We start from the raw sequence: 21,315 nt of genomic DNA on the forward strand, positions 1-21,315 counted from the left end.
AAAATCACAGAAGTCATTCTGTGATTTTTTTATATCTACTTAAAGTAAGACTAGCTAGTAACTTAAGCTAATTAGTGGCAGAATTAAATAAGGCAAAGTTGTTTAATTTTTTAACACGATAATATTTTTTAAATTGTATTAAAATCTTCTAGTTGTTGTTGTAAATCCAGCCAATTAAGTTCAGTCTCTTCCAGTTCATTTTTTAGTTGACTTTGATTAAGCAATAAAGTGGTTAATTCAGTTTTTTTGTCAGGTTCATACATACTAGGATCTGCTAATTGCTGTTCAATATCTTGTAATTGTTTAGTTAGTTGCTCAAGGTTACGTTCTTCTTGTTGTAATTGTTTTTTTATAGGTTGCAATTGTGCACGTAATTCGGCTTCTTTACGTTTTTGTTCTTTGCGATCTTGAGCTGAAAGATTTTGAACTGTTTCATTTTTATTAATATTATTCTCAATGGTTTGATTTTCAAGTTTCTGTTCTTCGGCAAGCCATTTCTGGTAATCATCAAGATCTCCTTCAAATGGCTCCACTTTATGATCATGTACTAGATAAAACTCATCAGTGGTAGAACGCAATAAATGACGATCATGGGAGACCACAACTAACGCGCCTTCAAAATCAATTAAGGCTTCGGTCAATGCTTGTCGCATATCTAAATCCAAATGGTTAGTTGGTTCATCTAATAGAAGTAGATTAGGTTTTTGCCACACAATAAGTGCTAACACTAAACGCGCTTTTTCTCCGCCAGAAAAAGTATTTACTGGTTCATTAACTTTATCACCATGAAAATCAAAACCACCTAAATAATTACGCAACTCTTGTTCGGTAATATTGAAATCGGCAAGTTGAGTTAAATGCCAAAGCGGTGATTCATCAGCGCGTAAGTATTCTAATTGATGTTGAGCAAAATAGCCTAATTGTACACCTTTAGCTAAATTAATATGCCCTTCTTTAGGTAAAAGTTCACCAGCTAATAGTTTAATTAATGTTGATTTACCGGCACCATTACGACCTAATAAACCTATTCGGGAGCTAGGGACTAAATTAAGTTTAATTTTCTCTAATACAATTTTCTCATCATAGCCAGCTACGACTTTCTCCATCATTAATAGTGGACTAGGTAGAAATTCTGGAGCACGAAAACTAAAATGAAATGGATTATCAACATGTGCTGGTGCTATTAGTTCCATTTTTTCGAGCATCTTAATCCTACTTTGTGCTTGTTTGGCTTTAGTTGCTTTTGCTTTAAAACGATTAATATAACTTTGCAGATGAGCCACTTTTAGTTGTTGACTTTGATAAAGAGACTGTTGTTGTGCCAATTTTGTTGCTCGTTGGATTTCAAACGAAGAGTAGTTTCCGGTATATTCAAACAAGCTTTTTTGTTCAATATGAATAATTTTATTCACTAGTGGATCTAAAAAATCTCTGTCGTGTGAAATTAAAATTAACGTTCCTTGATAATTAGTTAGCCATTTTTCAAGCCAAATCACAGCATCTAAATCAAGGTGATTAGTCGGTTCATCAAGAAGTAATAAATCAGAACGACACATCAAAGCTTGTGCCAGATTTAAGCGCATGCGCCAACCACCAGAATAGGATTTTACGGGTAATTGTAATTGTTCATTGGAAAATCCCAGGCCATGCAAAAGTGTTGCTGCTCGAGAACGAATCGTCCAGGCATCAATCGTATCAAGTTTTTCATGCACTAGCGCAATTTGTTGGCCATTATTTTGTTGATTGGCTATGTCTAATTGCAGTTCTAATTGCCGATATTCACGATCACCGTCAATAGCGTATTCAATTGCTGGTGTATCTAATGCAGGAGTTTCTTGATTTACCCATGCAAGTTGCCATTGAGAAGGAATACTTAATATTCCTGCATCTGCTTGAATTTCTCCTTTTATGAGCGAAAAAAGAGTGGATTTACCGCAACCATTTTTACCGACCAGACCAACTTTTTGTTTAGGATTGATGGTTGCAGAAGCATTATCTAAAAGTAAATTAGCACCTCGGCGCACTTGGATGGAATCAAATACTATCATAATATTGTCAACGATTATTCAATACAAAATAAAATGTGTTATGCTAACAAAAAATTGCATTTATGAAAAATTAAAATAAGAGCTTTAATATGGTAATGAGTCCTTATAGTCTAACTCCTAAAATAGCACAACAAATTGTTGACAGAACAATGAAAATTATTGATTGTAACATTAATGTGATGGATGCGAATGGTTGTATTATTGGAAGTGGTGATCTAGAACGCATAGGTGAAGTTCATGAAGGTGCTATGCTTGCAATTTCGCAGAAACGGATTGTTTCAATTGATAATAATATGGTAAAGCGTTTGCACGGTGTTAAACCTGGTATCAATCTACCTTTAAAATTGAATGATCGTATTGTAGGAGTAATTGGCTTAACGGGTGAACCTTCAGATATTCGCCAATTTGGTGAGCTTGTCTGTATGTCTGCGGAAATGATGATGGAACAAACGCAGTTATTACAAGAACTGTCCTATGATAATCGTTTAAAAGAAGAACTTATTTTAACTTTGATTGAGAAAGAAATTTTGCCAGATAGTATGGTGCAATGGGTAAAACGTTTAGATATCGATCTAAATTTACCTAGAGTAGTTGGCATAATAGAAGTGGATAGTGGACAATTGGGTATAGATACCGCTATGAGTGAGCTACAAAATTTGCAAATACAGGTACAAATATTAAGCAAACATAATTTAGTGGCGATTAAATCCATTACTGAGTTAGTCATACTGATCCCTGCCCTTAACCGTTATGGACGATGGGATTTATTAGAACATAAGAAAAAATTGGAGCAGTTAGTTATTGATATAAAAAATGTAACCCAATTAGATATACGAATTTCGTTAGGTAATTATTTTGATCAAAATAATTACCCTTTAGTTAAATCCTATCAAACAGCTAAAACTACTATGCTTATAGGTAAACAAAGGATGCCTAATGTACGAAATTACTATTATCAACAATTAATTTTACCAGTTTTATTACATGGATTAAGTTATGATTGGCAAGCCGAGGAATTATTGTTACCTTTAAAAAAATTAAAAAAGGATGATAACAATGGTGTATTACAAAAAACTTTACAAACTTGGTTTAAAAATAATTTACATAATGGTAATGCATCGAATGAACTTTTTATACATCGTAATACCTTAGAATATAGATTAAATAAAATAACTAAGTTGACTGGATTAAATTTAGATAAATTTGATGATAAATTACTTTTATATATTGCTCTACAATTAGATAAGAACTAATTTTATTTATAAAATATAACTAGTTAGATAATTAAGGAAAGAATGTTAGATAGCAAAAGAGATGTGTTTATAATATTATATTGTGTAATAGATCAAGTTATTGGCTGTGGATAAAAAATAGCTAAGAATTGGTCTGAGCAAGATTTATTACAATTATTTTCAAAAGCCAGAAAAATGCATAAATAAAAAATAGTTATTTATGCAAAATAAAGCTATTAAATATTATAATTGGTAATTATATTTTCATTTTTTTTAACAGTATATTTTCAAATATTCTAATGATTAGTTTTATATAAGTAAAAAATAATATTCATTATATAATAAGTCCCATTTCTTATATTATTGTGAAATAAATAACATTAATTTGTTTATTTGCATATAAATAACCGCATATTATCTTTTAATTTTGTTTTATTGCCCAATGAAATTTTCATGTTATTTATACATACTAAATAAACATGAATAATTAAGTTAAAATCAAATTTTTCAACTAAACCAAAAGTAATTATAGATGGATGATGAGTATTTATAATTTAAAATAGTAAAATAAATTATAACCATATGAATAAAAAGTCATCTCATTATAGAAATGCTATTGGAACTATTACCGATTATTTCACTAAAATTAATTAAATTGTTTGTGAAATGATGTAAGTTTAGATTATGTAAATTATTGTTAATTTAGTAGTTATTGCATCCGTTTAAGGTATTGATTTTAGGTCAAGTGATTAATATACCTCATTGGATCATTTTAATGCTCCAAAAACATCTTTAAGTACAAAAAGTGATAAAACGTGTTTTGCCGCGTTAAAAGTAAATGTAAGTTTTTGAAATTTGAGCTCCAATTGACGTTGATGAACGTCAATATATACAGATGGGAGTTACATTTATTGTAATAGGTAATAATCTAGGTTTATTGAGAGGTTCTACTGAATTACTAGCAGATAAATTATTTAAAATAATTAATATTATTTTAATCACAATAATAAAGGAGAATAATATGAAAATTGGTTTTATTGGTTTAGGTATTATGGGAAAACCGATGAGTAAAAACTTGTTAAAAGCAGGTTATTCACTCATTGTTTGTGATAAAAACCAAGCTTCAGTTGACGAAGTTGTTGCAGCTGGTGCACAAAGTGCGCCAAATGCAAAAGAAGTAGCTAAAGTTTGTGATGTTATTATTACAATGCTACCTAATTCACCTCATGTTAAAGAAGTTGTCTTAGGTGAAAATAGTGTTGTTGAAGGTGCCAAAGCAGGTGCTACTCTTATTGATATGAGTTCTATTGCACCATTAGCTAGTCGTGAAATTCATGATGAATTAGCAAAAAAAGGTTTAAATATGTTAGATGCTCCAGTGAGTGGTGGTGAGCCTAAAGCAATTGACGGTACATTATCAGTTATGGTTGGTGGTGATAAAACTATTTTTGATAAACATTATGATTTGATGAAAGCAATGGCAGGTTCTGTTGTTTATACTGGTGATATCGGTGCAGGTAATGTAACAAAACTGGCTAACCAAGTTATTGTGGCACTCAATATTGCTGCAATGTCTGAAGCATTAGTCTTGGCAACTAAAGCTGGAGTAAATCCAGAATTAGTTTATCAAGCTATTCGAGGTGGGCTTGCAGGGAGTACGGTTTTAGATGCTAAAGCACCAATGGTATTAAATCGTAATTTTAAACCTGGATTTAAAATTGATTTACACATAAAAGATCTACAAAATGCATTAGATACTTCTCATGGTGTAGGTACTTCATTACCACTTACTGCAATTGTAATGGAAATGATGCAAGCACTTAAGACTGATGGTATGGGAGAATGTGATCATAGTGCTTTAGCTCGTTACTACGAAACATTAGCAAAAATTGAAATTAAATAAAAGTTGATTATATTGGGTATGGAAACATACTCAATAACATTGGATGATTTTGTAAGGATAAGTATGAAGATTGTCATTGCACCTGATTCTTTTAAGGAAAGTTTAAGTGCCAAGGAAGTTGCTAGCATTATAAAAGCTGGATTTTCACAAATTTATACTTGTGCAGAATTTGCACTAATACCAGTTGCTGATGGTGGCGAAGGAACAGTAGATGCAATGGTTGATGCTTTAAAAGGGTGTAAAATTACCGTACCAATTACCGATCCATTAGGTGAAAATGGTACGGCTTTTTATGGTATATCAGGTGATGGACATACAGCTATTATCGAAATGGCGAGTGCTAGTGGATTAGAGCGAGTACCAATAAATAAACGAAATGCAAAAATTACTACTTCATATGGTACCGGAGAGTTAATTAAAGATGCATTAGATCATGGTTGTAATAAATTTATTATTGGAATAGGAGGTAGTGCGACTAATGATGGTGGGGCAGGAATGCTACAAGCACTAGGAGTAAAACTTTTAGATAAATTTGGGAATCAAATTGGTTATGGCGGGGCGTCGTTAGCTTTACTAGAGAAAATTGATATAACTCAAATAGATAGTCGTTTGAAGGATTGTGAATTTGAAGTCGCATGTGATGTAACTAATCCATTAACAGGCGAAAATGGAGCCTCTGCTATTTTTGGACCTCAAAAAGGAGCCTCATTAGAAGATGTTAAATTACTTGATTCTAATCTGAAGCACTTTGCTCATATGATCAAACAATTTCTTAATGTCGATATTGAACAGATTCCAGGAACAGGTGCTGCAGGAGGAATGGGGGCTGCATTATTAGCATTTTTTAACGCAAAATTAAGACCTGGAATAGAAATTATTACTAATCTATTGAAATTAGATTGTTTAATAAAACAAGCTGATTTAGTTATTACTGGTGAAGGCCGTTTAGATTATCAGAGTGTTAATGGAAAAGTACCAATTGGAGTTGCTCAAATCGCCAAAAAACATAATAAACCCGTTATAGCTATAGTTGGTAGTTTAGGGGATAGGGCCGAAACAGTTTATCCTTACGGCATTACAGCGATGTTCAGTATTTTATCTAAAGTATCAACATTATCTGAAGCTTTAGATTCAGAAACCGCAAAAGTTAATCTCTATAATTCAGCAATAAATATTGCTTTAACATTAAAATTAGGAAGTAGTCTTAAGAATAATATTTAATAAAAAAGCCCTTTATTTAATAGTAAAAGGCTTTTTCAATCATTAATTAACGTTACTTTTTGATTGCGGTTAAAGCTTTGCGAATAAATAGCAAACAAATCATAACAAAAACCAATAGACCTAAATATTGAGGTAACATACCTAAATCTGCTGATATAGCTAGCGGAGCATCACCACCACCACTGGTAATACTAATAACAATGACAACAGCTAAAATAACGCCAACTAAGCTTTCACCTACAATTAGACCTGATGCAATTAAAGCTGCTTTACGATCTACTTTTCTGTATTCGATATCAGGGTTTAGATTTTGTTTTTTAGCTTTGGCATAAGCATAATGTTTGATTATCCATGATAATAAAGAACCTATAAAAATTGGCATTGTAATACTTGGTGGCAGATATATACCTAAACCGACAGCCAAGGCAGGTAAACGAAATTTTGAACGATTACTGGCTAGTAACAAATCAATAATAATAATCACTGCACCTAAAGCTAATCCTATCAAGATCATGGTCCAATCTAGTTGATGCGAAAAAATACCTTTGGCAATGGTTGTCATTAGTGTTGCTTGAGGGGCAGCTAATACTTGTGATTGATCCATATCAGGGCGAGGTAGAGCACCAGTAAAACCATACGCGTTATATAGGATCTCTAAAATAGGGGCAATAACAATTGCTCCAACTACGCACCCAATTAATAATGCTACTTGTTGTTTCCAAGGCGTTGCATGTACTAAGTAACCGGTTTTGAGGTCTTGCAAATTATCGTTAGAAATACAAGCAATAGCTAATACAGCGCTAGTAGTGAATAATGCGAGAGCAGTGGCAAAATTGGAACCTTCAATAGAAGATAACATACCATTTGTTTCGCCTAATCCAAGTAAAATCAATGAAATTACTATAACTGCAACAATAGCAATACCTGATATAGGACTGGCAGAAGAACCAACTAATCCGGCCATGTAACCGCAAGCTGCTGCGACTAAAAAGCCCATAATGAAAGCAAATAATACGGCACAAAAAACTAATGTCCAAGCAATGCCAGTAGATAAACCACTATCAGAGATAAAGGTATAAAAAGTACCTAACAAAATAATTAGCATGCCAGCCATAATCAAGAAAATAGTTTTCGGTGATAAATCTTGTTCGGTTCGTTCAATATCGTTAACTGACACATCAGAACGTAAAGTTTTGAAAGAAATTTTCAATCCTTCAATCATCGGTTTAATTAAAGTAAGCAGTGTCCAAATAGCGGCAATAGCAATAGTGCCGGCACCGATAAACCGGATATCTTTAGCCCAAAAGCCCATTGCAATTTTGGATAATGGTAAGCTAGTATCATAATCATTTAGTACACTTAAAATTGGGATACCGAATCCCCAAGCAATAATAGTACCAATTAATACAGCTATACCCGAGATAATACCAATCAAATAACCAGCGCTAAGTAGTGCTAACGAAAATCCCATAGGTAGTTGAAATATAGATTTTCCCCCAGTAAACCAATAGGCAGTACTATCAGATAAAACGCGGAATCCATTTGTAAAAAGGCTGACTAGTGATGCAATAATACCGCCAAATAAAATGTCTTTTAGCCCTTCATTTGAGTCGTTATTATCGGTTTTTGAGCCGGCTTTTAGAATTTCAGCAGCAGCAACACCTTCGGGATAAGGTAAATTACTTTTTACTACCATTACATGGCGCAAAGGAATAGAAAATAAAACACCAAGCATTCCACCAGCGACACATACACTTAATGTTAGCCAGAAAGGGAAGCTTTGCCAATAACCAATCATTAATAACCCAGGAAGAACAAAAATGATCGAAGATAAGGTACCAGCTGCTGAAGCTTGAGTTTGCACCATATTATTTTCTAAAATCGTTGCGCCCGAAAATAATCTTAATATAGCCATTGAAATAACAGCTGCAGGAATAGCAGATGAAAAAGTTAATCCAACTTTTAATCCTAAATACACATTAGATGCAGTAAATATAATAGTAATAAAGGCACCAAGAATAGTGCCTCTTAATGTAAGTTCACGTAAATTGTTCATGTTTTTAACTAAAGTTAGTGTGATAATTAACTATTATATACATATTTGATCTTATCAGGCTACAAATTATCTTATTGATACCTAACTTGAAAGAGATTACTAATTTTTTCACATTCTAATTTTAATTAGCATTATTTAAAATAATTTTATATTGCCTTAAATTAAAATGTAAAAACAATGACAGTTCAATAGTAAAACCCTTAAAATAGATTTATTAACTAACAAATTTTAGAGAAATATTTTGAATCAATTACAACGTCTACAAGCTATTGTTAAACAGCTCCGTGATCCAATAACTGGCTGTGAATGGGATCGAGTACAAACCTTGGCATCTTTAAAGTCTTATACCTTAGAAGAAACATATGAAGTTCTAGATGCAATTGATAAACAGGATATGCCAGAACTAAAAAAAGAATTGGGTGATTTGTTGTTTCAGATTGTTTTTTATACCGATTTAGCTAATGAACAAGGGCAATTTAATTTTGATGATGTGTGTCAAGCAGTTGCAGATAAGTTAGTTAGCCGACATCCCCATATTTTTTCTGCTAAAACAACAAATAAACCTAATTGGGAACAGCTGAAACAAAAAGAAAGAGATCAACGAGCACAATACTCCATACTAGATGATATACCTAATGCCATACCTGCTTTGATGAAAGCTGAAAAAATTCAAAAACGTTGTGCTTCTGTTGGTTTTGATTGGTTGGAATTAAAACCTGTTATAGATAAAGTAAAGGAAGAGCTTAACGAAGTGGAGCAGGAAATTAATCAAACAACGCAAAAGCAACATAAAATTGAAGAAGAACTCGGTGATTTGTTTTTTGCTACGGTTAATTTAGCCAGGCACTTAAAAGTTAAGTCTGAACTGTGTTTACAACAAGCTAATCAAAAATTTATCCGTCGATTCAAACAAGTTGAATTTATATTAAAACAAAAAGGCTATACTTTAAGGGATGCAACACTTGAAGAAATGGAAGATGCGTGGCAAAGTGTTAAACAAACAGAACAAATTAAATAGAGAAGTGAATGAAAATGACTGAACCGAAAAATGAACTATACCAAGAAATTGAAGCCTGGGCCCAAAATGCAATTTTACATAGCCCTACATGGAGTATCAATCAACTCGATTATTCTGAAAAAAGTATTACAGTTGTTGAAATGATTATTGGCGAATTAGCTGAAAAAAACTTTAGTATTGCCGAAGAACAGTTAGATATGATTGCTCAAGAATATGGTTGTTATCTATTACTTACCGCACATAAAATATATGGTGGTGAGTTTTATTGGAATGAAGAATTTCAACAGCCTATGCTAATTTGTTGTGAACCTGATGCGATGATTGTGCTGATGACTTGGAACAAAGTAAAAGGCCGTTTACTGGGGGACAAAGCAGATCATATTGCCTATTTCTTAGATGAATTTGGCAAAGCAACTTTCCAACCGAAAAAAGGCACTCATAGGGTTTATTTATAATAAAACAATGAGAGTAATAAGTGTTGGTTAATAAAGATAAAATATGAATTATACACTTTATATTGGTAACAAAAATTACTCAACATGGTCGATGCGACCTTGGGTTGTGATGAAGTATTTTGATATTCCTTTTAACGAAAGGCTAATTAAATTTGATGGTTTTAGTGCAGGTTCTTTGTTCAAAACAACGATATCTTCAATTTCAAAGTATGGAACTGTACCGATTTTAGTTGATAATGATTTTGTGATCACTGATTCTTTAGCTATTTGCGAATACTTAGCAGAAAGACATCATGATTTAGCTTTATGGCCTACTGATATTAAACATAGAGCAGTGGCACGGAGTTTAGTTGCTAAAATGCATTCAGGTTTTCCGGCTATCCGAAATTATTTGCCAATGAATATTGAAGCTGAGTTTCCTGAGGTAGGGCAAATAATATTACGCGATCATTCAGAAGTAAAAAATGAAATTATGTTATTAGATGATCTTTTATCCTCGTTGTTGATCTCAAACACATCTAATCAAAACTATTTGTTCGGTGACTTTAGTATAGCCGATGGATTTTATGCACCTGTATGTCTAAGATTGAAAAACTATCATATAAAGACAAGCCCAATTGTAGCTAATTACATTGATAAAATTTGCCATACAAAAGGTATTAAAGATTGGATAAATGAAGCACTACAAGAGCAATTTTTTGTGGTTATGGATGAGCCTTATCGTTTACACAGATAAATATTAATATAAAACACTAGCCCATTTAATATTGATTGAGGCTAGTGTTCCAAGCTAACTTAGGTTGATACTTATACTTCTAAATAATCTAAAATCCCTTCGGCTGCTTTTCGGCCTTCACTGATTGCTGTAACCACTAAGTCAGAACCTCGCACCGCATCACCCCCAGCAAAGATTTTCGGATTTGAAGTTTGATAACCTTTAATTGCTGGAGCAATGATTCGACCTTGTTGATCAAAATCAACCCCGTGCTCGGCTAACCATGGCATTGAATGTGGCTTAAATCCAAATGCCATTACTACTGCATCGGCAGGTAACACAAATTCAGAACCTGCAATAACCACAGGTGATCGTCGACCTTTTGCGTCGGGCTCACCAAGATCTGTTCTAACCATCTTTATTCCAGTGACTTGTCCATCATTGTTAGTTTCAATACTAAGAGGTTGTACATTAAATTGGAATTGAACGCCTTCTTCTTTGGCATTTTTTACTTCTCGTTTGGAACCGGGCATATTGGCTTCATCACGACGATAAGCACAGGTAACTTCAATAGCGCCTTGACGGATAGATGTACGTACACAATCCATAGCGGTATCACCACCACCGAGCACTACCACACGTTTGTTTTTCATGTCGATATATGGTGTATCTTTGGTTTGCTTATGTTTCATAATATGTTTGGTATTGGCAATTAAAAATGGTAAAGCATCATACACACCGTTAGCATTTTCATTTTCCAGACCGGCTCGCATAGATTGGTAAGTACCAGTGCCCACAAAAACCGCATCAAACTCATTAATTAAGTCAGCTAATAGTACTTCTTTACCTACCTCAGTATTAAGCCGGAATTCAACACCCATTTCAGTAAAAATATGACGACGGTTAATTAAGACTTCTTTGTCTAATTTAAACGCTGGAATACCAAATGTTAATAAACCACCTATTTCAGGATGGCGATCAAATACTACTGGATTAATACCATTACGCACTAATACATCGGCACAAGCAAGTCCAGCCGGGCCAGCGCCAATAATTGCCACTGTTAAACCGGTGTTTTCAACATTGGAAAGATTAGGTTTCCAACCCATTTTAAAGGCTTCATCAGTAATATAACGTTCAATATTACCAATAGTGACCGCGCCAAATTCAGCACTGAGTGTACAAGACCCTTCACAAAGCCGATCTTGTGGACATACACGACCACATACTTCAGGTAAACTATTGGTTTGATGCGAAAGTTCGACTGCTTCTAAGATTTTTCCTTCATTGACTAATTTTAACCAATTCGGAATATAGTTATGAACTGGGCAACGCCATTCGCAATAGGGATTACCGCAAGCAAGGCAGCGATCAGCTTGTGCTTGCGACTGAGAAGCAGAAAATCCCTCATAAATTTCGATAAATTCTATTTTGCGTATGTTTAACGATTTTTTAGGCGGATCAACACGTTGTAAATCGATAAACTGGTAAACATTTTGACTCATTTGCGGGTTCTCCTTACTGTGCCTGAACGCGTAGTTCTGCTGATGAGCGACTACGGTGACCTAACAATGCTTTTACATCACTTGATTTTGGTTTGACTAAAACAAACTTTTTAGCAAAATTATCCCAGTTGGCCAAAATATCTTCGGCACGTGATGAATGCGTAAGTTGAGCATGTTCCATGATTAACCCACGTAAATGTTCTTCATGAATAGAGTGATCGGCGACATTTAATATTTCAACCAGTTCTTTATTAATACGCTTATGGAAATCACCATCTTCATCTAGAATATAAGCGAAACCACCAGTCATGCCAGCACCAAAGTTAACACCCGTTTTACCTAATACACAAACAATACCGCCTGTCATGTATTCACAGCCGTTATCACCAATACCTTCAACAACGCTAATTGCGCCAGAATTACGCACAGCAAAACGCTCACCAGCACGCCCGGCGGCAAAGAGTTTGCCTCCTGTGGCACCATATAAACAGGTATTACCGGCAATAGTGGCATCATGACTTTTGAATGCAGAACCTAGTGGTGGTCGAATAACAATGCGACCTCCAGCCATACCTTTACCTACATAGTCATTAGCATCACCTGTGAGCATTAAATCAACACCACTAGCGTTCCAAACACCAAAACTTTGACCAGCAGTACCATTGAAGTTTAATGAGATAGGATCAGTTGCTAAACCTTGCTCGCCATATTTTTTAGCTACATAACCAGATAGAGTAGTACCAACGGAACGATCGGTATTTTGAATATCAAAATAGAAACTTTTACCTTGACGATTATCAACACACTCTTTAGTTTGGGTCATAATTTCTTTGTTAAGCACACCTTTATCAAAAGGTTTATTATCTTCAATACAATAAACAGGTTTGCCTGCAACGGGTTGCGCTGTTTCCAGCAGTCCCGATAAATTCAATTTTTGTTGTTTAGCTGTAATTCCATCTAATTCTAATAACAAATCAGTACGGCCGATAAGGTCAACAATACGGCTTACTCCAAGTTCAGCCATTACCTCACGCGTATTTCGGGCTATAAAGCGGAAGTAGTTCATGGCTTTTTCTGGTAAGCCATGATAGTGCTCGCTACGTAATTTATCATCTTGAGTTGCAACACCAGTAGCACAGTTATTTAAATGGCAAATACGCAAATATTTACAGCCTAGAGCTACCATTGGTCCAGTTCCAAAACCGAAACTTTCAGCACCTAAAATGGCAGCTTTAACAATATCAATACCAGTTTTTAAACCACCATCAACTTGTAAGCGTATTTTGTGACGGAGCCCGTTGGCTACTAGCGATTGCTGTGTTTCAACCAGACCTAGTTCCCAAGGTGAACCAGCATACTTCACGGAAGTTAATGGACTAGCGCCAGTGCCGCCATCATAGCCAGAAATAGTAATTAAATCGGCATAAGCTTTGGCTACACCTGTTGCAATAGTACCCACACCAGGTTCAGAAACTAATTTCACTGAGATCATCGCTTTGGGATTAATCTGTTTAAGATCGAAAATAAGTTGAGCTAAATCCTCAATGGAATAGATATCGTGATGAGGTGGAGGCGAAATCAGTGTCACACCTGGCACAGAATAGCGTAATTTAGCAATATAAGGTGTGACTTTATCACCAGGCAATTGACCACCTTCCCCTGGTTTTGCTCCTTGGGCTACTTTGATTTGGATTACATCAGCACTCATTAAATATCCGGGGGTAACGCCAAAACGCCCCGACGCAACTTGTTTAATACGAGAAACTTTTATCGTGTTATAACGAGCCGGATCTTCACCGCCTTCACCGGAATTTGAAAAACCACCTAAAGTGTTCATCGCTTCAGCCAGCGATTCATGTGCTTCAGGGCTAAGTGCACCAATCGACATGGCCGCTGAGTCAAAGCGTTTAAATAGTAATTCTTCGCTTTCAACTTGCTCTAATGGAATTGCAGCATTTTCAGGCGGATTGATTTTGAGTAAATCACGTAATGTAGCAACAGGGCGATTATTTACGATGTCAACATAGCGCTTATAATCTTCATAACTATTATTATTTACCGCTTTTTGTAATGCTTGCACAACATCAGGATTATAAGCATGATATTCACCACCATGGACGAATTTAAGTAATCCACCTTGTTCTAATGGTTTACGCCGTAACCATGCTCTTTTGGAGAGATTAAATTGGTCTTGAGAAAAATCATCAAAATTAGCGCCACTAATACGACTAGTTACACCTTGAAAACAGAGATTAACTACATCGTTATGTAAACCAACCGCTTCAAATAGTTTTGAACAACGATACGAAGCAACGGTAGAAATTCCCATTTTCGACATGATCTTATATAGGCCTTTATTGATACCATTACGATAATTGAGAATTGCTTGGCGGTAGGACTTCTTAATTGTGCCATTATCTACCATTTGTGCTATGGTTTCATAAGCTAAATAAGGGTAAATCGCTGTAGCACCAAAACCAATGAGTACGGCAAATTGATGCGGGTCACGACAACTACCGGTTTCAACAATTATATTGGCATCGCAACGTAAACTCTTTTCAACCAAACGTTGTTGTACTGCACCAAGAGCCATTGGTGCAGGAATTGGTAAACGATCTGCCGCTATATTTTTATCCGATAAAATTAATAATACTGTACCGCTACGGACTTTAGTTTCGGCATCACCACATAATTGCTCAATGGCATCACGTAAACTACCATCAATTTCATAAGTAATATCTAATGTCTCAGATTTGTAATAACGTGATTCTAATGCGGTTAATTGTTGTAAATCTGAATAAACTAGGACTGGATATTTAAATGAAACGCGGTGAGCTTGTCCTTCGGCCTCTGCAAATACGTTCATTTCTCGCCCAATACTGGTTGACAGTGACATTACATGTGCTTCACGTAATGGATCGATAGGGGGATTGGTTACTTGGGCAAACTTTTGACGGAAGTAATCATAAATCAATCTTGGTCGGCTAGATAATACTGCAAAAGGTGTATCGTCACCCATTGAACCAGTAGCTTCTTGACCGTTTTCGCCTAATACACGAATACATTGATCCAATTCTTCAAAGCTATAACCAAATTGTTTTTGATAAGTCGCTAATAAGCCATCATCATAATCACGCGAGCCAATATTTTCATCGGGCAAGTTTTCAAAAGGGATAAGTTGTTTAACATTTTTGCTCATCCATTCTTTATAAGGGTGCCGCTTTTGTAAATCATTATCAGTTTCAGATGATTGTAAAATACGACCCTCTTCAGTATCAATGACCAGTAACTCACCAGGACCAACTCGTCCTTTAGTTACCACTTCGTCAGGCTGGTAATCCCAAATACCGATTTCAGATGCACAAGTGATAAGTTTGTCAGTGGTAATAACATAACGCGCTGGACGTAATCCATTTCGATCTAAATTACAGGCGGCATAACGGCCATCAGACAGTACAATCCCCGCAGGGCCATCCCACGGTTCCATATGCATTGAATTGAAATCAAAAAAGGCGCGTAAATCTTCGTTCATATCTGGATTATTTTGCCAAGCAGGTGGCACTAGTAGACGCATAGCTCGAACTATATCCATGCCACCTACGAGGAACAGTTCTAGCATATTATCTAATGAACTTGAGTCTGAACCAGTGACATTGACAAAAGGTGCCGCATCTTGCAAATCAGGAATAAGAGGTGTTTTAAATTTGTATGATCGCGCTTTGGCCCATTGGCGGTTACCTTCAATGGTATTGATTTCACCATTGTGAGCTAAATGTCTAAATGGTTGTGCTAATGGCCAACGCGGTACGGTATTAGTAGAAAAACGTTGATGGAATAAGCAGATAGCAGTTTCCATACGTAAGTCAGCTAAATCTAAATAAAAGCGAGGTAAATCTTTAGGCATACATAGACCTTTGTAGATATTTACCTGATTTGAAAAGCTACATACGTAAAAGGTGTCGTCTTGGACTCTTTTTTCAATACGACGACGCACCATATATAAACGTCGTTCTAAATCTATTTTTGTCCATCCAGCAGGGGCATTCACAAAAACTTGTTCAATTTTAGGTAGTGAAGATAAGGCAATTTCGCCCAATACACTTTGGTCGATAGGTACTTCACGCCAACCTAAAATAGATAAAGTTTCATTGGCTAGTTCTTCCTCAACAATATCCCGGCTTGCTTGTGCTTCTTGTTCATTTTGACTTAAAAATAGCATTCCTACCGCATAGTTAGTTGCTAAACGCCAGCCGGCTTCTTGCGCAACCAATCTAAAAAAACGATCGGGTTTTTGTAATAACAGCCCACAGCCATCACCAGTTTTGCCATCAGACAAAATTGCTCCACGGTGTTGCATTCGGGCAAGTCCGTGAATTGCAGTTCGCACCACTTTATGACTTGGTTGCCCTTCAATGTGTGCAATTAAACCAAATCCGCAGTTATCTTTTTCATGATGCTGGTTGTATAACATATCATTGCCTCTGATTGATAATATTTTTATTGGGGGTAGGGATAGGCGTTTATCCCATATAAGCAGAGAAATTAAAGAAAAATAGTATTTTGGTCAAATAAATATTACTTATAAGTCAATCTTTTCATAACTTCTACTATAGTTATTAATGAAGCTAATAATTGTATATAAAATATTAATGATTAATTGTTATGTTTTAGTGCAAATAAAGTAAATATCTTAATCTAATTGCTATAATCTAATAGACTATTCGTTAGTCATGTAAAGATATTTCAGGAGAAGTATATTTTTTAGTATAAAAAGAGGCACTAGGACGAGAAAATTTATACTGTTATAATCTAGCACCTTTTCTTTTTGAAGTATCAGTTATGCAAACTAGAATTACTATTATTGGTGCCGGTGCGGCAGGGCTTTTTTGTGCGGGATTACTTGGGCAAAAAGGCTATGAAGTGACTATAGTTGATAATGGTAAAAAAGTTGGGCGTAAAATTTTAATGTCAGGGGGTGGTAAATGTAATTTTACTAATCTTGATATTAGTTCTGGCAATTATTTATCTCAAAATCCGCATTTTTGTAAATCTGCCTTAAAGCGTTTTACACAATGGGATTTTTTGCAATTAGTCAATCAACATAATATTGCTTATCACGAGAAGGGGCATGGTCAGCTGTTTTGTGATAATTCAGCGCAAGATATTGTTGATATGTTAGTCAATGAGTGCCAAAAAGGTACAGTCAAATTTAAATTGCAAACTCAAGTTGAGAATATTGAGTCCTATAATCAGCAATTCAAATTATATACTTCACAAGGCGTTATTGATAGTGATAAGGTTATAGTGGCAACAGGTGGTTTGTCTATGCCAGCATTAGGTATGACGTCAATTGGCTATAAAATAGCTGAAAAATTTTCTATACCCGTAGTGCCCGTTAAAGCTGGATTAGTGCCTTTTACTCTACATAAACCTTTACTCGATTTTTTAGCGACTTTATCTGGTGTAGCGCTCCCAGTTGAAGTTTCTAACACAAGAATTAGTTTTAAAGAAAATCTTCTGTTTACTCATCGTGGACTTTCTGGACCAGCAATTTTACAGATTTCTAGTTATTGGCAAGCAGGGGAACCCATCAATATTAATTTATTGCCAGATTTTCAATTCGATTCGCAATTCCAACAACTGCTGGAAAAAAATCGTAATCAGACTATAAAGAATTGCCTGGCACAAATTTTACCTAAACGGCTCATAGAAGCACTAATGCAACTTAATTTATTAGCGGATACAACGGTTAAACAACTTAATCATAAACAGCAACAACAATTATATAATACCATAACACAATGGACTGTTGTCCCCAATGGCACTGAAGGTTATCGTACTGCGGAAGTAACATTAGGCGGAGTAAGTACCGAAGCTTTATCATCAAAAACAATGCAAGCAAAAGCACAATCCAATCTCTACTTTATTGGTGAGGTTATCGATGTAGCGGGTTGGCTTGGTGGTTATAATTTCCAATGGGCCTGGAGTAGTGCTTTTGCTTGTGCCGAAGCGATTACTGCATAAGTATTAATATTATTGATTAACGATCAAGTACCCCTAACTGGATATTGTATTTTTTTACCTTATATTGCAAGGTGGTACGCGATACATTTAATATTTTAGCTGCACTAATAATTTTACCATTAGCTTGATTTAAAGCATCAACAATAAGTTGGCGTTCATAATCTTCGACTTGTTCAGTTAAGTCGCTACCATTACTCACATAATTGCTGACAGGTTTATGGGCAAAATTGCTATTAGCACCATTGTGATTACTTGTATTACTCATTTCGTATAAGTCATCATCAAGCATTATCTGTTGTAATTCGCCGGGTTCATTTTGTAGTACCATACTGCGCACAATTGTATTTTCTAACATGCGCACATTACCTGGCCAAGGTGCTGAAATTAATTGTTGCAATGCATGATCGCTGATACCACTAATTACGACATTGACATCATTTTTATGTTTATCAATAAAATACCTTGCCAATACAGGAATATCTTCGGTTCTTTCCCGTAATGCGGGTAACTTGATTAAACCAACATTTAACCGATAAAATAGATCGCTGCGTAATTTGCCACTATTTAACAGATCCACAGGGGATTCATTCATGGCTGCAACAATACGCACATCTGAATGTTGTTCTTTATTACCACCTAATTGCCAGTAGGTTTTTTCTTGTAAAAATCGCAGCAATTTGCTTTGCATTTCCAGTGGCATCGCATTGAGTTCATCAAGGAATAAAGTCCCACCATTAGCCAGTTCTAAATACCCTTGGCGATTTTCAGCACCTGTAAAAGCACCTTTGACAGTACCAAATAAAGTACTTTCAATCAAAGTAGTTGGTAGGGCACCACAATTAAGTGAAATAAAAGCTTTATCACGCCGTAGACTAGTTTGATGGATTAATCGAGCAAAAAGTTCTTTACCCGTTCCGGTTTCGCCAACAATTAAAACTGGCACATCATTAGCACCTAAAATATTGGTTTGATCAATCACTTCTTGCATTTTTTGCGACACAAAAACTATATCGGGTAATGGCTGTTCTTTATTCTGATATAATTTGCTATTTAGATTAAACACTTGGTCTTGTAATTCACGTACTGTCGATAAATCTCGACCTATTTCAACCGCGCCAATGATCTCTTTATTATGATTATAGAGGGGTACGGTAGTATGTAAATAATCAACCAGTTTACCAACATGGTTATAATAAGATTGGTAGTTATTTTGATATTCTATACCCTGTTGTAGGGCTTGTAGCATAGTGCTATCTTCTTGTTTTAAACTAGGATAGACTTTTAACATTGGCTTGCCAATTGCTTTTTCCTTCGAATAACCATCCAGCTCAGCACTTTCCTGATTGTAGTAAATATATTTACCTTCTTTATTGATAATAGCCATTGGCTGATGCATTAAGTCAAAAAAATGTTTAAATATTTCTAAAGCCTGTAGTAATTCAGGATCAATTGTCATGTATTAATACCTTTTAAGATGTGGCAGTTTACTAAATTGGGTTTGTTAAACTTAAATAGTATTCAACCATTACTGATATTGACGAATTTTTGTCATAAAAACATATATTCTACTAAATGACTAATATTTTTTTTGTAATTTTTTTGTTAATTATTTGATTATTAATGTTTTGTTAAGTTGGCACGCTGATTGCATTAAAAGCACAAGTTATAAGTGATAAACCTTTTACTTATCTTTTTTATGTACTAATTAACTGGAGGCTATATGTCCGACACAATTATGTCAAATTATAACAAATTACGTACAGATCTTGTAACAAAAGATCGCCGATTTAGTGCTCAAGACGGCAAACTATGTTTTGATGGCGTTAATTTGGAACAGTTGGCAAAAAAATATCCAACACCATTTTATGTTTTTTCTGAAAAAGAAATTGATCGTAATGTGCAAGAAATTAAAGATGCTTTTAAAGCGCATCCTAATACTAAGATTTTTTATGCTTCAAAAACTTGTTCAGTAATGGGTGTATTAAAAGCGATAAAAGATGCAGGTATCTATGCGGAAGCGAACTCAATGTATGAAGTCCGTAAATGTTTAGATATTGGTTTTAGTGGTAGCCAAATTGTGTTTAATGGTGTCGTTAAAAAACCAGTAGATTTAGAATTCGCTATCCAAAATGATCTTTATATTATCAATGTTGATAGCCTTTATGAACTTGATATTATTGATGAAATTTCAACTCGCTTGAAAAAAGTTGCGAATGTTTGTGTGCGCGTAGAACCTAATGTGCCATCAGCAACACATGCAGAATTAGTTACTGCATATCATGCAAAATCAGGTATTGATTTAGAACAAGCGGAAGAAACTTGCCGCCGTATTCTTAAAATGCCTTATGTACATTTACGTGGTTTACATATGCATGTTGGGGATCAAGTTCCTGAGTCAGAACCTTTTGCTAAAGCAACTAAAGTACTAGTTGATGAATCACGCCGTTTAGAAGAAGTACTTGGCATTAAATTTGATTTAATCAACGTTGGTGGCGGTATTCCGGTACCATATAAATATGACGAAGAAAATGGTAACCCATTACAAGATAACATGTATGCAGGTATTACCGCGCAGGATTTTGCTGATGCAGTTATTAGTGAAGTGCACAAATGGCGTACTGATGTTGAAATCTGCATTGAACCTGGTCGTAAAGTCACTGGTTCAGCAGGGGTTCTGGTAACAGAAGTTGCCTGTGAAAAACGTAAAACTAATTACGATTTAGACGGTAACGTTGAAGAACATGTTGAATGGAAATTTGTTGATGCTGGTTATAGTGTCCTGTCTGACAGTCAACATTTTGATTGGTTCTTCTATGTTTATAATGCATCAAAAATCAATGAATCACATGATGAATATATTAAATTGGCAGGTCCTTTATGTGATGGTGGTGACTATTACCATGTTGGTGTTAAAGGTGAAGAATTCTTAATGCCTAAAGACACTCAAATTGGTGATATTGTTGCTTTCCTTGATGCAGGTGCTTATACCATTGAAAGCCAAACAGTGTATAACAATCGTCCTCGTACTGCGGTAGTAATGATCGATAAAGAAGGTGACGATCGCCTAATTCGTCGTGAAGACACCTACGAAGATATGGTTGGATACGATCTGTATTAATCATGATTTATCTGGAGCAG

At 35.1% G+C, this 21,315-nt stretch carries 13 protein-coding genes; 8 read left to right on the forward strand and 5 right to left on the reverse strand.

Translation table 11 applies throughout. The features are described 5' to 3' along the window. Positions 1-128: 128 nt before the first annotated feature. Positions 129-2,048: an ABC transporter ATP-binding protein gene (locus A9G13_RS10095; protein ID WP_065557483.1), complete on the reverse strand. Its 1,920-nt coding sequence runs from the start codon at positions 2,046-2,048 to the stop codon at positions 129-131. 95 nt (positions 2,049-2,143) lie between these two features. Between A9G13_RS10095 and A9G13_RS10100 the strand changes: the two genes are divergently transcribed. The 3 genes from A9G13_RS10100 (at position 2,144) to A9G13_RS10110 (ending at position 6,404) form a co-directional block, all read left to right on the forward strand. Continuing rightward, positions 2,144-3,301, forward strand: coding sequence for a sugar diacid recognition domain-containing protein (locus A9G13_RS10100; RefSeq protein ID WP_065557646.1), 1,158 nt, complete (start codon positions 2,144-2,146; stop codon positions 3,299-3,301). 1,000 nt (positions 3,302-4,301) lie between these two features. Beyond that, a complete protein-coding gene (gene garR / locus A9G13_RS10105) occupies positions 4,302-5,183 on the forward strand; it encodes a 2-hydroxy-3-oxopropionate reductase (RefSeq protein WP_065557484.1) in 882 nt (293 codons plus the stop codon). Between the two features lie 63 nt (positions 5,184-5,246). Beyond that, positions 5,247-6,404, forward strand: a complete 1,158-nt coding sequence (locus tag A9G13_RS10110) for a glycerate kinase (RefSeq protein WP_065557485.1) — start codon at positions 5,247-5,249, stop codon at positions 6,402-6,404. 52 nt (positions 6,405-6,456) lie between these two features. Here the strand turns inward: A9G13_RS10110 and A9G13_RS10115 are convergent, their stop codons facing one another. Then, complete coding sequence (locus A9G13_RS10115) at positions 6,457-8,460, reverse strand: OPT family oligopeptide transporter (RefSeq protein WP_065557486.1); 2,004 nt, start codon at positions 8,458-8,460, stop codon at positions 6,457-6,459. A gap of 241 nt (positions 8,461-8,701) precedes the next feature. Here A9G13_RS10115 and mazG point away from each other — a divergent pair, with 241 nt between their 5' ends. From mazG to A9G13_RS10130, 3 genes are read left to right on the forward strand one after another with little or no spacing between them, the layout of a single operon-like run. Beyond that, positions 8,702-9,478, forward strand: a complete 777-nt coding sequence (gene mazG, locus A9G13_RS10120; RefSeq protein ID WP_065557487.1) for a nucleoside triphosphate pyrophosphohydrolase — start codon at positions 8,702-8,704, stop codon at positions 9,476-9,478. Between the two features lie 14 nt (positions 9,479-9,492). Next, a complete protein-coding gene (locus A9G13_RS10125; RefSeq protein ID WP_141670915.1) occupies positions 9,493-9,933 on the forward strand; it encodes a hypothetical protein in 441 nt (146 codons plus the stop codon). Positions 9,934-9,976: 43 nt separating this feature from the next. After that, positions 9,977-10,669: a glutathione S-transferase family protein gene (locus tag A9G13_RS10130; RefSeq protein WP_065557489.1), complete on the forward strand. Its 693-nt coding sequence runs from the start codon at positions 9,977-9,979 to the stop codon at positions 10,667-10,669. A gap of 71 nt (positions 10,670-10,740) precedes the next feature. On the opposite strand, the gene A9G13_RS10135 is transcribed toward A9G13_RS10130, so the two are convergent. Together A9G13_RS10135 and gltB are read right to left on the reverse strand one after the other, a co-directional pair. After that, the gene (locus A9G13_RS10135; protein WP_065557490.1) at positions 10,741-12,153 is read right to left on the reverse strand and encodes an FAD-dependent oxidoreductase; all 1,413 of its coding nucleotides are present in this window, start codon (positions 12,151-12,153) and stop codon (positions 10,741-10,743) included. 13 nt (positions 12,154-12,166) lie between these two features. Next, on the reverse strand, positions 12,167-16,624 hold the full coding sequence (gltB, locus tag A9G13_RS10140) for a glutamate synthase large subunit (RefSeq protein WP_065557491.1): 4,458 nt from the start codon (positions 16,622-16,624) through the stop codon (positions 12,167-12,169). Positions 16,625-16,992: 368 nt separating this feature from the next. Between gltB and A9G13_RS10145 the strand changes: the two genes are divergently transcribed. Further along, positions 16,993-18,177 carry an NAD(P)/FAD-dependent oxidoreductase gene (locus tag A9G13_RS10145; protein WP_065557492.1) on the forward strand — a complete coding sequence of 395 codons (1,185 nt, stop codon included), beginning with the start codon at positions 16,993-16,995 and terminating at the stop codon, positions 18,175-18,177. A 16-nt stretch (positions 18,178-18,193) separates the two neighbouring features. Here A9G13_RS10145 and A9G13_RS10150 read toward each other — a convergent pair whose 3' ends face one another. Next, a complete protein-coding gene (locus tag A9G13_RS10150; protein WP_065557493.1) occupies positions 18,194-19,633 on the reverse strand; it encodes a sigma-54 interaction domain-containing protein in 1,440 nt (479 codons plus the stop codon). Between the two features lie 264 nt (positions 19,634-19,897). Between A9G13_RS10150 and lysA the strand changes: the two genes are divergently transcribed. Beyond that, a complete protein-coding gene (lysA, locus tag A9G13_RS10155) occupies positions 19,898-21,295 on the forward strand; it encodes a diaminopimelate decarboxylase (RefSeq protein WP_065557494.1) in 1,398 nt (465 codons plus the stop codon). Positions 21,296-21,315 lie beyond the last annotated feature (20 nt).

The sequence above is a fragment of the Gilliamella sp. wkB178 genome, assembly GCF_001690705.1.
GTDB classification, from domain to species: domain Bacteria; phylum Pseudomonadota; class Gammaproteobacteria; order Enterobacterales; family Orbaceae; genus Gilliamella; species Gilliamella apicola_K.

Coding starts and splice junctions, on each gene's coding strand:
- A9G13_RS10110 (WP_065557485.1), top strand. CDS start 5,247: ATGAAGATTGTCATTGCACCTGATTCTTTTAAGGAAAGTTTAAGTGCC.
- garR (WP_065557484.1), top strand. CDS start 4,302: ATGAAAATTGGTTTTATTGGTTTAGGTATTATGGGAAAACCGATGAGT.
- A9G13_RS10130 (WP_065557489.1), top strand. CDS start 9,977: ATGAATTATACACTTTATATTGGTAACAAAAATTACTCAACATGGTCG.
- A9G13_RS10095 (WP_065557483.1), bottom strand. CDS start 2,048: ATGATAGTATTTGATTCCATCCAAGTGCGCCGAGGTGCTAATTTACTT.
- A9G13_RS10125 (WP_141670915.1), top strand. CDS start 9,493: ATGACTGAACCGAAAAATGAACTATACCAAGAAATTGAAGCCTGGGCC.
- A9G13_RS10145 (WP_065557492.1), top strand. CDS start 16,993: ATGCAAACTAGAATTACTATTATTGGTGCCGGTGCGGCAGGGCTTTTT.
- A9G13_RS10135 (WP_065557490.1), bottom strand. CDS start 12,153: ATGAGTCAAAATGTTTACCAGTTTATCGATTTACAACGTGTTGATCCG.
- A9G13_RS10115 (WP_065557486.1), bottom strand. CDS start 8,460: ATGAACAATTTACGTGAACTTACATTAAGAGGCACTATTCTTGGTGCC.
- A9G13_RS10100 (WP_065557646.1), top strand. CDS start 2,144: ATGAGTCCTTATAGTCTAACTCCTAAAATAGCACAACAAATTGTTGAC.
- gltB (WP_065557491.1), bottom strand. CDS start 16,624: ATGTTATACAACCAGCATCATGAAAAAGATAACTGCGGATTTGGTTTA.
- lysA (WP_065557494.1), top strand. CDS start 19,898: ATGTCCGACACAATTATGTCAAATTATAACAAATTACGTACAGATCTT.
- A9G13_RS10150 (WP_065557493.1), bottom strand. CDS start 19,633: ATGACAATTGATCCTGAATTACTACAGGCTTTAGAAATATTTAAACAT.